The sequence below is a fragment of the Streptomyces sp. NPDC091282 genome (assembly GCF_044757385.1).
GTDB lineage: Bacteria > Actinomycetota > Actinomycetes > Streptomycetales > Streptomycetaceae > Streptomyces > Streptomyces gramineus.
In genome coordinates, this window is record NZ_JBIVUX010000003.1 from 960,688 (window position 1) to 974,610 (window position 13,923).

Here is a 13,923-nt window from a genome sequence, read left to right on the forward strand (position 1 = left end):
AGCGAGACCTTCAACCGATCGCCGGTCCTCCCGTACAGTGCGACAGCGAGGGAGTCCACGTCACTCCTCACGCACCGGCTGTAGGCTCGCTCGCCCCCTTCTCGCTTCAGTAAGGAGGCTGACGTGGCGGCGTTTCTTTCGACGCTCCTGGGAGCGCTACTCGGTGGGATAGCGGGATTTCTCGTCTCATTATGGACGACTCGTCAGACTCAGCGCATGGCGCTGACCCAGGCCCTCGTGGAAGAGTTCCTGTCGGCTTCCTTCATGGAACATCGGGTCTCGGTCTCGAAGACCAGGCGCAAATTGGAGGACGGCACCGTCACTGCGGCGGCCCTTGCTGGTGGGTTCTGGTATCCCGGAGACGCCGATTACTATGCCGGGGAGACATTCGGGTTGCTCAATGAGCATCAGCACCTGGGCGTGTTTCTCGAATTCCTGGTCAGGGTTGACCGGGTTCTGGCCCGGAAGGTGGTGGATCAGTCCGACCTTGCCGCATCGCTGTCTGACAAGTTGATCTGGTACCGAGACCTCAGCACTGCTGTGGCTGAGGAGACCGCCCGGCAGGCGACTGCAGCGGGCGTGCCGGTCCCGCAGTGGGTGGGAGCCGCAACGCGGGTGTTCCGACAGCTCAACGTTTCGCACCAGGGTGCGATCAGTGCAGGACCGCTCTCCCTGCCGGGATCAGCTCAAACCGCCCAGTGAGGTTTCTCAACGAATTGATCTGCGTGAAGCGGCTTGATCCCGGATGGTTCTGACGGGTCGTCTGGGCATCACCCGGCGGCGAGTAGACGTGAAGCCCCTGGTAGGACAGGTCCACTACAAGATCATTTACGCTCAACCAGAGGCCTCACGTTGGTCACCTATGCTGCCACGCTTGACGTCCCGCGCCACATCGTCGAGTACCTCGCCCGCCTGCTCGCCGCCCACCGCCACCGGATCGGCACGCCGCGCAGGTCGCGGGCGCTGGGCCCGTTCCGGCAGGCGGTGCTGGTGCTGCGCTGGTTCCGCGAGCGCGGGTGCGTGCACTGCCTGGCCCGCGACGCGGGTGTCTCCCAGGCCACCGGCTACCGCTACCTGCACGAGGGCATAACCGTCCTCGCCGACCAGGCCCCCGACCTGCACGAGGTCCTGACCCGCTGCCAGCGCGAGGGCATGGCGCACGTGATCCTGGACGGCACCCTGATCGAGTCGGACCGGCTCGCCGGCGTTCGCGAGAACGGCAACGGCCTGTGGTTCAGCCAGAAGCACAAGGCGTTCGGCGGCAACATCCAGTTCCTGTCCGCCCCGGACGGCACCCCGCTGTGGGTTTCCGACGTCGAACCCGGCTCCATACCGGACATCACCGCCGCCCGTATGCATGCCCTGCCGGCCCTCTACAAGGCGGCGACCGAGGGCTTGCCGACGCTGGCGGACAAGGGCTACATCGGCGCGGGCATCGGCATCCGCATCCCGGTCCGTCACCCAAGAGGCAAGTCTGAAAAGGCACTTCATGTCGATACCCGCATGTTCAACGCCCTGCTGCGGCACGTCCGGGCCCTTGGAGAGCGCACTGCAGCCGAGCTCAAGCAGCGTTGGCGCACCCTGCAGTACGTGACGCTCAGCCCTAGTCGAATCGGCGACATCGCCCGAGCAGCCCTCGTCCTCAACGGAATTTGGAAATGATCACCGTTGAGAAGACCTCAGTCACTCCTGATGGCCTTGCCTGACAGGTCGGTTGGACGCTGCTCGGTCCCATAGGTACTTCGCTGTGGACCGTGTCGGATGACTAGCCTTGACGCTCGGTGATCGGCAGACGTCCGGTGTGTCGGAACCGCTGCTGATTCCTCGGACGCAGTGGCTCGATCCGGTCCTAGACTTTCCCCCGCGCACCCAGCCGGGGAGGGCTGATGCGCCCTAGGACCTCAGGGGAGCGTTTCATGGCAGCAGTGCACACCACGTCCGACCAGCCTCAAGTCCGGGGCGTCTTCGACTGCGACGAGGCCCATCGCAGCCCACTCCGCGCCGACTACAAGAGGATCTTCGATTCCGGTCTGGTCGTGCTTGACACCAATGTGCTGCTTAACCTCTACCGCTCGAACGAGAGCACCCGCCGAGACACCCTTGCCGCCCTCGTCAGGCTTCGCGAGCGCCTGTGGATTCCACACCAGGTGCTCACGGAGTTCTGGCGTAACCGCGAGTCGCCGACAATACGCCATCACCACGCGACCAAGGCCAATGAGGCGAGCGCCACGCTCGATAAGGCAGTCAACGCGGCCCGGACAGCAGTGACCACTTGGTTGACCGCCGTCCAACTCAAGGACAACGAAGAGGCTGGAGAGCGGACTGACCGAGACCTGAGCGAGCTCGCCAAAGCGGCCGACAGCCTCAAAAAGTTCATCCGGGCTCAGGCCGAGTGTGACGCACTCAAGGAGACTGCCACCACTCACACTGACCCGGTTCTCAACGCTCTTGAACCGCTTCTGCACGGCCGGGTCGGCGAGCCGCTGCGGCCCGACGAATACGACAAGGCCGTGAAAGAGGCGCAGGAGCGCGCCGACGAGGGGATACCGCCGGGGCACGAGGACTTCCGCACCAAGGAACCCGAGCTAGCTGCCGGTGACTACCTTGTGTGGGTACAGCTCATGGCGGAGGCCCGGGACCGCGGGTGCGACGTTCTACTGGTCACGGGGGACGTGAAGAAGGACTGGTGGACCAACCGCGGATACGACATCCCGCCTCGTCCCCGTGCCGAACTCCTCCAGGAACTGAAGGAGCAGGCCGGGGTGGGACTCTACATGCTCACTCCAAGCGAACTGCTCCGCTGGGCCAAAGAACTCCTCGAACTGAACGTGGACGAGGGCTCCGTCCGCGACCTGGAGCAACTGGGCGAGGCATCGACTGACAAAGACTCCGAAGATGAAGCCTGGACGGCGGAGTCGCTGGCAACGTTCATGGACGAGCTGATGAGGCGCTACCCATCCCGAGTCAAAGCAATCGTTGCAGCTGCGGCAAACGGCGGTTTTGTAGACCGGGAGACAGTGTACGAGCTTGCCGGCTACGACGAGACACGCAGACTCCGCGGCTTCACCCAACCGATCGGCACCCTGTCCAGGGATCTACAAGCGATGGGTGTGCTGACAGGAGGAGAGCCGTTCCTGCTCACCACCGTCTACGGCCACGCCGTCGACCCTTCCTGGGCGAAGGGGTTCCGCATTCCCAGCGGGGTGATTCCCCTGCTCCGGAGCATGTACGAGGGAGGAGACCTGTGGCAGACCCGAGACAGCGGAGAAGCTAGGAGCGAAAGTTTCGGCAAGTCCTAAGAGCTCGTAACACGATCTTGTCGGGGCCCTGGGCAGCCAGATGTGATCGTGGACCATGACTTGTAGGCGGTGATTGAGCAGATGCCGGCCAAACGGCCACGGGGAGGCTTCCGTCCCGAACTCGCTGTCGACCTGGTAGAAACGCTTCGAAGGGGAGGAACTTGGGCGGCTTCAAGTGTGGATGCGGCAACATCTTCAGCGGTTCCCACAACCCAGGTCAGCAGTTCCGGCTCGTCCCTGACGAGCTCTTCGACCAGATCGCCTGGCCTGCTCCTGCCGATCTCGACACTCAGGAGCGGCAGCGTGCCGTGGAAGCGTCGTTCTCGTCGCTGTACGTCTGTGGCAACTGCGGGCGGCTTCACAGGGATGGCGAGAGCGGAGCGGTCATCTCGTACGTCGCTGAGGTCTCCCTACCTCGCATCTGGGCCGATTTCGCTCTGCGGGATGGCATCGGTCGAATCCTCCTCTGCCAGGACAGGAGCCTTGCTGACATCCGCCGCCAGAAGCTTCTCCTCAACGCGCCTTTGCCTGCGGTCCTCCACGACGAATCGGGGGCTGAGGCGTTGGGGGAGGCGGAGTTCGGCCTGGATGCTTCCTGCAGCTACGACGACACGCTTTGGGCGGTCAGGGTGGATGATCGCCCGCCTGAAGATTCGATGGCGGGTTCACGGCTGGGGCGTGTAGGCCCGCATCGTGATCATCGACGGGTCTTCTTGAGGCGCCTACAGCAGATGAGGCCGCAGACAAGGGAGGCGAAGGCGTCGTGCAGGTCGAGGCGTCGTTCCCAGCGCACGGCCAGGCGTTTGAAGTGGTGCAGGGGTGAGAAGGTCTGTTCGGCGACGTAGCGGAGCTTGCCCAGGCCCTTGATGTTCGGGGCACCCTTGCGGGAGATCACTGGCAGGATCCGGCGACTGTGCAGCTCGCGCCGGTTGGGGTTGCTGTCATATCCCTTGTCGCCGAGCAAGGCGTCGGGCCGGCGGCGGGGTCGACCGGGCTTCCCAGCGACCGGCGGGACGCCGTCGACCAGGGCCATAGTCTGCGTGACGTCATTGACGTTGGCCGCGGTGGTGATCACCTTGAACGGGGTGCCATGGCCGTCGCAGATCAGGTGGTGCTTACTACCCGTCTTCCCGCGGTCGACCGGCGACGGGCCGGTGGCCTCGCCTCCTTTTTTCGCGCGGATGTGGGAGGCATCCACGCAGGCCCGGGTCCAGTCGAGGGCGTCGGCCGCGTTCAGCTCGGCGAGCAGGAGATGGTGCGGCTTCTCGAAGACACCGGCCTCGCGCCACCGGCTCAGCCGGCGCCAGCAGGTCTGGCCAGAGCCGAAGCCCAGCTCCAGTGGCAGCAGTTGCCAGCTGACATCGTTGTAGAGCACGTACAGGATGCCCTGCAGGCACAGCCGGTCATCGACAGGCTTCGGCCCGGGGGCCTTCGTCGGCCAGGGCGGCAGCAACGGCTCGATCAGTGCCCACAGTGCCTCGTCCACGATCCACGGCCGGTTCCCCACACCCCACGAACGGCGGAATAGGCCCGCTGGTCACGCCCGACCAGCACACCTCAGCAAGATCGTGTTACGAGCTCTACGAGGGCTGCATCGACGGCCATGAAGAAGTCAACAATGAGAAAATTGAACGAGCTATGGGATGGGCCGAGCGAGTGTAAATAGTTGGATAATGGCGACCCTCTAGATTTCGAGTTCCCTTGGGTGGTCGCCATCATCTCCCTCTTCTGCTATGTGGAGTCTGCCCGCCTAGCCCAGAGGTCGTTTAGGCGATCCCTTTCGCGGTCGTACATCCATTTGGGAATTGGAGGCGCGCCAGCCGTGGTGACTCGATAGTCACCGTAGATGGCAAGGATCGTACCGAGCTTTCCCTCCCTCAGTTCCTCCTCGGAGAGTGAGGCTAGGGAGTCGAGGCGAATGTCGAGACGCTCGCTTTTGGCCTCGGCAGATTTCCAGGACCGAACTTCGCCGAATTGAGTCAGTGCTGCACCGGACGCTAGAACAGCCACCAGGATCCGGGCGAGAACGAGGTTGCCATCCCCAGAGGTGAGTGGGATCGCGATAAGAATCATGGCAAGCGTTGCCCCGGAAAATACCCAAAGGAGTCGAGTGTAATGGGCCGCCGTCTTCTGGTATTGATGCATGTTCCAGAAGGCATTTTCTTGGATGTTGTCACAGAGTCTTCGCAGTCCAACCGGTGCGTTGCTTGCGTAGTAGTCTGATGTGGCTGGCTCTGTTGCTTGACTGGGCATTCTGGGGGTGACGCGGCTGAGCCATTTGTTGAGCTCAAGCCGTTCTGCTGGTGTGCCAAGTGCATTTAGGGAGAGTCCGTGGGTCCTCCCCTCTTCGCCAGCACTGTGGAGACTGCCCGCCTTGTCTCGGGCCAGCCACGAGCTGACCTGTACGGCAAGAGCCAGCAGTGCAGGGATGTAGGTGTATGGGTTGGAAATAAAGATGGAAACTACACTCAAGGCGAAGGTGGCGATAGGTAGTCTGCGGCTCCACTTGTAGTATTTGTTTGCCTTGACGAGCTGGTCATCTGCCAGGCCGATGACCTCAAGTGATGACAGCTGTGAATCCGTCACCGAACACTCTCCCCCATAGCTCGCTCGATTTCTGGATATCGCCCGAGGTCTGCTTGCCGTAGGCATCTCGAGCTAGCCTGTTGAAGTTCAGCAATGCTGCCTGCGTTAGTGAGCTTCCGTCGGTCTGATGTCTGATGGAATCGGAAAACTCGACTACTGCCCGCGAGAGTTCTGGAATCGCCTGGGGGAACGTCCTGTAGGCGGCAAGTTCGATCTCGTGAGACGCAATCGGCTGGCCGTGTGTTTTGCTCCACCACTTGCACAGGCGGATCAGTCGCTTGAAATCCTCCCCGAGGAGCTTGGTGGCCTCCCGGATTCTTCTGTTCTGCGCTTCAGGTGCATATATTTCCCAACCTTCCTGGCGAGCGGTTGGGATCCGATACTCTTCGTCACCCTCGCTGTTGACTCCGAGGTGCACTGAGGCGAGGACATCGACGACTCCGCCGTCAATATGCGTGACGCGGACAGCGTTCTCGGATACCTGCACGTCCGGCCCCATACCTCGCAGCATCTGTGCGACGGCGGAGACCAGTGCGGAGGGTTCTGAATGGGCAAGTTGATCTTTGGGTTCGATGACAGCCAGGATGTCGACATCCGAGAATTTTCGAATGGCTGTAGATCTGACCATCGATCCCGTGATCAGACACTCTCGAACCTCGGAGCGCTGCTCGATTCTTCGTGAGAGACGCTGTCCCTGTTCTAGGGCGTTTCGTTTCTCGCTGTCTGAAAGTGTGATGCGCTGAAGGAAAGCCTCAAACTGATGTGTGATCTGGTCAGTCATTTCGCGAAGAGCATTCGAGTCCCGTGGCGTGATGCGTAGGTGCGGATCGGACCACAGTGTGCCCCACGCTGGCGCCTGACACAGCGGCTCCCTGTCGCCCGATCTCGGGCCGTGCAGTCAGCGTTGGTTGCACGGGGCGGGGGTCCGGGCGCGCGATGGGCGCTGGGGCCCTCCGGCCCTCACTCGCCACTCACTCGCGATCAGTGACACACAACGACGAATACCCGGACTCAGTGGGACTGAGTCCGGGTCTTCGTGTTTGGCACTCTTGCTGATCAGCGCCTAGATCACGCTGTCTAAGCTGGAGTGCCCCCGGCAGGATTCGAACCTGCGCACACGGCTCCGGAGGGGGCTTCAGTCTCGGACGTATTCGCAGGTCACCGGCCCGTCGACGCCCGGCGGAACGTGGCCCCGTCCATGGATAGTCCACTGGCGGTTTGTGCGCGACTTCATGGTGAGCACAGGAGGGCGCCCACGCTGTGCTGCCAGAGCGCTCAACTAGCGAAGGTCAGGCGAGAGCACGACGACACTTTCTCTTAGAAACGGGGATGCAACTCCTCGGCGGAGTAGCTTACGTGCGATCTTGATTTCGTCAACGCGCCAGCCAGCTAGTTCGGCCAAACGAGACATTATCAAGTCCGCAGCGATTACAAAACTCGATTCCCCGTTACCGTGTACGGAATTTCCGACAATGAATGCGAGCTTGCCTTCGTCATGAATAAGAGAGCGTGATTGGCTCAGGACCTGCAACATATCGTCGGCATACCCCCGAACTATCTGCTTCCTGCCTGTTGCATATCGATCCGATGGAATGGCGGCCAAAAGAGGTGCAAGCAATTCCTCCACCGCAACCGAGTGATTATCGGTCATGTACTCGTACTCTTCGGCAAATTTGACACTCGGGTGGCTGCGCACAGTAGTCAAGCGATGCTGTCGAAAGGAACTCTCATCTGTGAAGAGTTCCAGATACCAGGCCTCCATTTTATAGACTTCGGTATAGTCAATATTATTTGGGTATGGCGGCGAAAAAATAACCAAGTCAAACTCGCGACTCGTGGTGTAGTCGAGCGGCCTTCGGCCGTCGCCTCGATGGACATATGAAGACGCGTTTAGAAACGGTGCCCCCTTAATGTCCTCCACCATCATGGAGATTCTGCGCTGGAACTCTTCGCGCGGGCTGCGGGGATTTCTATTAGGCGAGAAACGCAGGGCTCGACCATCTCGCCGCAGCCTGCTCGCCGGCTCAACGCAAGCTGCAGCGGCAAGCAGTGCCAAATTCCTGATCAGACCTGGTTCGAGACTCGCTACCGCATCACGCAACGATACAAGCTGGCGCAGGTCAGCAGGCTCAAAGTATCCCTCACGCGAGAAGGTTGATAGACCTGGCAACCGTAGATCATCAGTGATGTGAGAGGCCGACCGAATTATTTGTTCCGAAGCTCTGCTGAGCTTTTCTGCAGTCACTGTGTCGGCCAAACAGGCGGCGGCCTTGGCTTCGGATACGAGGTGCAAGAAAGGGTTATGCTCGATAGCCTCGACGTGAATGCCTTCGGAATAGTCCTGTGCGAGCGCGCTAGCACTAACCACTGTCGTCCCTGATCCCGAGAAGCAGTCGAGGATCCGCAGTGAGTCCCGTTGTGTGAGGCTGGTGTCACTAATTACTTGGCCCAGCAGGCGCGCTGAGAAGGCTTCCTTCAGGTGGAACCAACGATGGAACGGTTCGGCGCTATTACCGTTAGGTACGACGAGGCGATCGTAGACATCTGACCGGTCGGAGACACGCCAAGCCTGCTCCAGCTGCTTGTAATGCGTTTCGACCGCACCGGCCAATGCCATCGGTTCCACCTTTATGCGAGTCAAGCGGTTTTCCTGAAAGTCAACACCGGATTTTATCACACTCTGTCAGAAGCTCTATTGGTCGTCATCTGCGGTGATGACAGGTTCACAGAATAGCCGGACGGGAGGTGCGAAATCGGGTCTAGCCAGTACATCGGGAGGGTAAGTGATCTCCGCATACTGATAGTGGAATCCGTTTTCCCTGTTTATGGATTGAGTGTCCTCCCGCACTCGTCGCCTGCGGCCGTCGACGACGGTCAAATAGCCGCGTGCTTCATGTTCGGGCGATTCTTTGTGATAGAGATCCAGATACGTAGCGAGCTGCTCGGCACCCTCGACAGCCCGAGATTCGGGAAAGTACTGAGTGGGTCTAGGCTTCCCGTCCTCGTAACTGACGCCTAGCCATTTGATTTCAATCAATGCGATGCGATTAGAAGAGGCCCAGTGAACTTTGATATCGACTGGACGCGTCTCATTGACGTTCTGCTCAGGCATCACTTCGACAGAACGGTGATCCCTTAGAGAGGCTCGTAGATGTCGCTGAAGCGAGCGACGCATGTGCATTTCCGGTTTGGGTTTGAAGGATATCCGAGCCCCGCTTCTCCATGTTTGAGAAAAAGTGTCACACTGGGCCTCTTTGATGCACATATATCCATATTGCGTCAGAGCTTCACGCAGGTCCAGGAAGTAGGGAATGGCGAAGGTGCTAGCGAAGTTCGCGTACGGCGTGACGGGGTGACGCTGCTTTGGCGTCACCAACTCCTCTTGCTGGTATCCCGAGTATCTGTAAGCGACGTACGATCCTGCTATATCGCCGATGCTGATTGGTTCGGGCCAAGCCATTAGGGAGCCGTCTTGCGTGTCTAGCACCGTCAGTGCTCGATTGGTATGCCAGCCCGTCAGTTCACGTGCATCTGCGAAGATTCGTGCTAGGTCGACTCTGGGTGAGCTGAACTCTCCAATCGGGGAGATCACGGTTAGGCCCGCGGTTAGACGTTCAGACGAGATGGCATCGTGCACCTGCCGAACGGTTTGCAGTGTGCGGCGTAGAGCTATGGCTCCTGGGCGACCCAGCTCCCTAGTGATGTGAACAACGTAAGCTCGTTCGGCGAAATCTGACATCGCATCGATGTCAACTCGCATGTCTTTCTCCCACCCCTGCGAAACTCTACGGTTGAATCAACGCTCTGCTGCGGGCGCAATAGTCGAGGCGAGATATTCAAGCCATACGACTGCCGGCACCATGAGGTCGCTGGCTTCGGGAACTGCCCTACTCAGTGCCTCAAAGTGGTCCAGAATGGCCTCTCTGCCTATCTCGTCCAGTAGCGGACGTGTGCTAGAGAGTTCGAGCGCTTTGTGCAACTGTGGTTCCGCAGAAATGGATTCAGTCACCGAGGGTAGCGGTAGGACGAGTGTACTTCCGCAAGCACCCTCGAGGTATGGTGTTCGCCGTGCGAGAATGGACAATCCAGAAAAGGACTCGAGCTCATCCCTTCCCAGGTCCGTTATTTGAATCCCTTGTGTCCCCTCTTCCAGGTAACCGATACGGCAAAGCTCGGTAATAGCAGCCGATATATCGACACTGAAGGGCGCTACGGAGGGCGTTGCTATGAACTGGTAGCGCCACTCACTAGGCGGAGATCCCTTGTAGACGAACAGCAGGCAGGAAAGATAGGCAAAGAGATGTATCTCATTCTCTGTCGCGCCTTTTGTGACTTGCTGCAGCTCACTACATATGGTCAGGGAGTCGAAGGCTGCCTCAGGATGAATGTTGGTCACGGTGTCCGCGCTCCTGTCTGGCTGGCAGCCAACGTTTGCTCGATTGCGCTGTATGCCTTGTCGAACAGGATCTCCTCGTCTGCTTGCACCTCAGTGAGAGGCGCCCAATCAGTCATCCGTACTAGCTTCATGTACTCAGCCGTACAGACTTCAGCCAGCCTGACCAGTAGCTGACTGGCATTGATGTTTGCGGTCATGATGATGTTGAAGCCACGAATCGCGAACTCACCAAACATCTTGCCGGCCCGCGCTTCGTAAGCGATGTCAAGCGAACCCTCCGGGGTGTCGACGTAGATGGTTGCTCTTGAGTCAGGCTCGGTCATGTGCTGGACCAAAGCCATCCTCAGCGCGATGTCGAGGAAGAACCGCTGGCTTTCTGACAGCTCGGTCGTGCGTCGGCGACGCTCGTTCTGGACCACGAGGCCTAGCCCGTGCCGGGTTGGCGACGTCTTCTCCAGGAAGACGTCCAAGTCAAGGCCCAGGAACTGTTTAGCGAGGTCCCTGAAGAGAGGTACAAACTTGAGTTCCGCATCGCTCCAGGCGCGCGTCATGGCGCCCTGAATTGGAGCCAGCTGTGCTCGGTAGGCGTCACGACGGCTGCGTGATTCGTCCCGTCGCCGGATGGCTGCTTGACGCTCGGCTTCAATCACACGACGCTGTTCTTCCAGCCCCTCATTACCGGGCGAGGGCGCCTTAGGCAAGATGCGATCGTTTTCGCGCTCGAATGCTTCGGCAGCTGTCCTGGCAACCTGAAATGCTTCAGCAGCGGTTTGGACTTCATCGCGGAGACGATTGATTCGTGATCGATGACCATCGATCTTCTCTTGGTTTTCGTTCAGTAGATCATCCAGCTCCTTTAGCTTCTCCATCGAGGCACTGCTCGGCTTCCCTGTCGGTAGGTCGGAACTACACAAGGGGCAGCTATGTGACTTTATCTTTCGCTCTATCTCTGCCATGACGCTATGCCCGGAACTGCCGCATACGGAGCATGTGCCTGTAGTGAGGGTGCTTCGGACAGTGGGGTGCATGCGTACATCCGCATGGTCGGTCAATCGGTTTGTAAATTCCTCGTCGTAACGGGTCCTTAGCTCATGATGCGTAGCACTCAACTCTGCCAAGCGGATGCGTGCGTCATTCTCTTCGTCCTGCAATTGACTTAGAGTGTCACTCTTCTTATTCAGATCTGAAACAAGTTGTTGATGTTCCTGGAGGAGGCTGACGTATTCGAGGTCTTCTTCGATCTCCCCTCCACCGAGTTCTTCGAGCCTTTTGCGGGCGTTAGTCGATTGCCACTGAGCGTTTCGGGCGTTTGAGTCCGCTTTACTGATGAGACTTCCAAGCTCAGACGCGCGAATCTCGTCATTTGGGTCAAGCCCAAAAGCTAGGTAGAGTGCAGGATTGATAGCGGCACTGTTCCAGAACAGCAGCTCTCGACGTTCATCAAAAGTCAAAATGAAGTGCTGGAGGAAGACGAACTGATCGAATGATCCGAGTCGACAGTCGGCTGTTAGCTGTTTTGCGTAGGCTAGATGCCTCGCTTTGTCGTCCGTACATTCCTGCGCAACCTGCTGACCCTCTGCGGTCAAAATGGAAAGCTGGGCGAGAGCTTCCGGCTCAAAAAGGTTTCTAGTGATTTCATAGCGGTTGGTGCCGACTGAGAACGTAAGTGTGATCTCGGCAGTGCTTCGCTGCAGTTCATCCACGCGCCCACTGAAGTACTTACTCGAGTATTGCAGGTTTTCTTGATGGAAATCTTGAGTGAGGGTAAACTTCCGCCCGGGTTCGGCGACGATTCCTGTAAGTCCAAAGCTAACTGCTGCCAAGAATGACGACTTCCCTAGTCCATTGGCTCCCGCTAGACAGAAAACGCCGTTGCTTACCTCTGTATTCACGACCGGTTTATTTTTGTACAGGGAAAGGTCCCTGATCTCGATATGCTCGATAGCCGGTAGATACCTCTTTCCGCTCATGATCTCCCTCATTATTTCCTGTAGAGCCGTGCCATGTCGGTCAGCTTGCCGTGTCCGGGGCCTGGTGCGTGTCTGTCCCATCATGGCAACTGTGGGGCGGCACTGCGCCGTTGGGACGTGTAGACGGTACTGCCCTTCCCACTGCTGATGGGGGGTGAAACGGCGAGGTCGTACACCAGTTGGTGGTACGCCCTGAGCCGAGGGGGGAACCGGCAACGCTGCTGCAGCTTGCCGAGCGGTCGGTGGAACGGCTTTGGGCTGGAGCTGCTTTGGGGCGAGTGATCATGGCCCCGTAAGCTTCCGGCGCGTCGGGCAGTCTGTGGACCTGCCCGTTAAAGCACGACGTTGGGGCCATGATCTTCGAGGCTCGCCCCGAAGTGGCTGCCTAAAGCCGTGGAGCCGGCCGCCCCGGCCACAGAGGGTGTCCCCACTTCATGCCCGCTGCCGCCAGCGCGCCGCCGGGCGGGGCCGCCGCTGGCGAAGACAGGGCGGCGGCCCCGCCGTACAGGCGGCGCGCACCCGCGCCGTGCGCGGGCTTGATGAAGTAGGGAAAGTTCTACCGCGCCGCGATCATGAACCGGGGGCCGTGGCCTGTCGGCGCCGTACTCGTCTCGGCTACCGTTCCATTTATGCCTTCTGCGCTGGACACACCCCAAGGGGCAGCAGATCTCGCTGAGTCCCTACTCCCTCCGCTCGGGAATCGTTGGCTGCACACCCAGGCCGTGGCCGCTCGGGCGCAAGACGTCGCGGGGGCTGTGACTGAGGACGATCGGGATCTCCTCGTCGCAGCCGCGTGGCTGCACGACATTGGCTACGCCCCCGAGCTGCGCGACACCGGCTTTCACCCCATCGATGGCGCGCGCTATCTGGAAAGGTTGGGTGCGCCCACACGCCTCGTACGGCTTGTGGCCCATCATTCCGGTGCCGTGTACGAGGCGGAGCAACGGGGACTCACCGCGGAGCTGGCTGTCTACGAGCGGGAAGACTCGCCGGTGCTGGACGCGTTGATCACGGCAGACATGACGACGGGCCCGGCTGGGCAGCCCTTCGCCTTCGACACCCGCATTGACGAGATCCTCGTCCGCTACGAACCGGGCAGCGAAGTACACAACGCGATCAGCAAGGCGCAGCCATACCTCAAGGGTGCCGTCGAGCGGACTCGTGCCCGGCTGGTTCATCAGCCGATGTAGGGCTTTGCGTGGCCGGCCAACCCGTGTTCGATCCGCATCCGCATGGACGGGTGGATGTTCAGCTCGTCCAGCCTGCTCGGGTCAACGAACGCCACCTCCTTGCTCTCGCTACTGGTGCGCAACGCGCCCCCGGTGATCCGGGCCGTGAAGCAGATCGAGAACTGCTGCCGGACTTCGCCGTCGTCGTAGGCCATGACGTGGCCGGGGTCGGTGTAGAGACCGACCAAGCCCGTCACTTCGACGTCGAAGCCGGTCTCTTCCTTGGTCTCCCGCACCGCGGCGTCAGCGACCGACTCGCCGACGTCGACGCCGCCGCCTGGCAGGGCCCACAGGTTGTTGTCGGTCTTGTGGATGAGCAGGACCTCTCCAGCCTTGTTGCGCGCCACGGCGGTGACGGAGGGGACGATGTTGTTCGCCTTCGGGGCGTTCGGATCGTTGATGTAGTCGATGCGGGCCATGACTCCAGCCTTGCACGGCGGGCG

Annotated in this window: 12 protein-coding genes; 4 read left to right on the plus strand and 8 right to left on the minus strand. The window is 60.0% G+C overall.

Annotated features, from left to right (window positions below; all coding sequences use genetic code 11):
• The first annotated feature begins 216 nt into the window (after positions 1-216).
• The 3 genes from ACIQOE_RS18315 to ACIQOE_RS18325 all read left to right on the plus strand — a co-directional run bounded on the left by ACIQOE_RS18315 (position 217) and on the right by ACIQOE_RS18325 (position 3,299).
• Positions 217-702, plus strand: a complete 486-nt coding sequence (locus ACIQOE_RS18315; RefSeq protein WP_366498736.1) for a hypothetical protein — start codon at positions 217-219, stop codon at positions 700-702.
• Positions 703-852: 150 nt separating this feature from the next.
• A complete protein-coding gene (locus ACIQOE_RS18320; protein WP_401412344.1) occupies positions 853-1,662 on the plus strand; it encodes a transposase family protein in 810 nt (269 codons plus the stop codon).
• Between the two features lie 254 nt (positions 1,663-1,916).
• Positions 1,917-3,299: a PIN-like domain-containing protein gene (locus tag ACIQOE_RS18325; protein WP_401412346.1), complete on the plus strand. Its 1,383-nt coding sequence runs from the start codon at positions 1,917-1,919 to the stop codon at positions 3,297-3,299.
• A 697-nt stretch (positions 3,300-3,996) separates the two neighbouring features.
• Here ACIQOE_RS18325 and ACIQOE_RS18330 read toward each other — a convergent pair.
• The 7 genes from ACIQOE_RS18330 to ACIQOE_RS18360 form a co-directional block, all read right to left on the minus strand.
• Positions 3,997-4,806, minus strand: coding sequence for an IS5 family transposase (locus tag ACIQOE_RS18330; protein WP_401412348.1), 810 nt, complete (start codon positions 4,804-4,806; stop codon positions 3,997-3,999).
• Positions 4,807-5,030: 224 nt separating this feature from the next.
• Positions 5,031-5,885: a hypothetical protein gene (locus ACIQOE_RS18335; protein ID WP_401412350.1), complete on the minus strand. Its 855-nt coding sequence runs from the start codon at positions 5,883-5,885 to the stop codon at positions 5,031-5,033.
• Complete coding sequence (locus ACIQOE_RS18340; RefSeq protein ID WP_401412352.1) at positions 5,857-6,666, minus strand: hypothetical protein; 810 nt, start codon at positions 6,664-6,666, stop codon at positions 5,857-5,859. Before ACIQOE_RS18340 ends, ACIQOE_RS18335 begins: the two co-directional genes overlap by 29 nt.
• A 498-nt stretch (positions 6,667-7,164) precedes the next feature.
• Positions 7,165-8,502 carry a hypothetical protein gene (locus ACIQOE_RS18345; RefSeq protein ID WP_401412354.1) on the minus strand — a complete coding sequence of 446 codons (1,338 nt, stop codon included), beginning with the start codon at positions 8,500-8,502 and terminating at the stop codon, positions 7,165-7,167.
• A 75-nt stretch (positions 8,503-8,577) separates the two neighbouring features.
• The gene (locus ACIQOE_RS18350) at positions 8,578-9,522 is read right to left on the minus strand and encodes a hypothetical protein (protein WP_401412356.1); all 945 of its coding nucleotides are present in this window, start codon (positions 9,520-9,522) and stop codon (positions 8,578-8,580) included.
• A gap of 159 nt (positions 9,523-9,681) precedes the next feature.
• A complete protein-coding gene (locus tag ACIQOE_RS18355; RefSeq protein WP_401412358.1) occupies positions 9,682-10,281 on the minus strand; it encodes a hypothetical protein in 600 nt (199 codons plus the stop codon).
• Complete coding sequence (locus tag ACIQOE_RS18360; RefSeq protein WP_401412360.1) at positions 10,278-12,251, minus strand: hypothetical protein; 1,974 nt, start codon at positions 12,249-12,251, stop codon at positions 10,278-10,280. The genes ACIQOE_RS18355 and ACIQOE_RS18360 overlap by 4 nt, the downstream gene beginning before the upstream one ends.
• Before the next feature lie 629 nt (positions 12,252-12,880).
• Between ACIQOE_RS18360 and ACIQOE_RS18365 the strand changes: the two genes are divergently transcribed.
• A complete protein-coding gene (locus tag ACIQOE_RS18365; protein ID WP_401412362.1) occupies positions 12,881-13,441 on the plus strand; it encodes an HD domain-containing protein in 561 nt (186 codons plus the stop codon).
• Here the strand turns inward: ACIQOE_RS18365 and ACIQOE_RS18370 are convergent.
• On the minus strand, positions 13,429-13,899 hold the full coding sequence (locus ACIQOE_RS18370; RefSeq protein ID WP_401412364.1) for an NUDIX hydrolase: 471 nt from the start codon (positions 13,897-13,899) through the stop codon (positions 13,429-13,431). The genes ACIQOE_RS18365 and ACIQOE_RS18370 overlap by 13 nt on opposite strands.
• Positions 13,900-13,923 lie beyond the last annotated feature (24 nt).

What these genes read in the sequence shown, in the direction of transcription:
- ACIQOE_RS18315 (WP_366498736.1), top strand. Translation starts at nt 217, where the DNA reads ATGGCGCTGACCCAGGCCCTCGTGGAAGAGTTCCTGTCGGCTTCCTTC.
- ACIQOE_RS18325 (WP_401412346.1), top strand. Translation starts at nt 1,917, where the DNA reads ATGGCAGCAGTGCACACCACGTCCGACCAGCCTCAAGTCCGGGGCGTC.
- ACIQOE_RS18340 (WP_401412352.1), bottom strand. Translation starts at nt 6,666, where the DNA reads ATGACTGACCAGATCACACATCAGTTTGAGGCTTTCCTTCAGCGCATC.
- ACIQOE_RS18345 (WP_401412354.1), bottom strand. Translation starts at nt 8,502, where the DNA reads ATGGCATTGGCCGGTGCGGTCGAAACGCATTACAAGCAGCTGGAGCAG.
- ACIQOE_RS18360 (WP_401412360.1), bottom strand. Translation starts at nt 12,251, where the DNA reads ATGAGCGGAAAGAGGTATCTACCGGCTATCGAGCATATCGAGATCAGG.
- ACIQOE_RS18365 (WP_401412362.1), top strand. Translation starts at nt 12,881, where the DNA reads ATGCCTTCTGCGCTGGACACACCCCAAGGGGCAGCAGATCTCGCTGAG.
- ACIQOE_RS18370 (WP_401412364.1), bottom strand. Translation starts at nt 13,899, where the DNA reads ATGGCCCGCATCGACTACATCAACGATCCGAACGCCCCGAAGGCGAAC.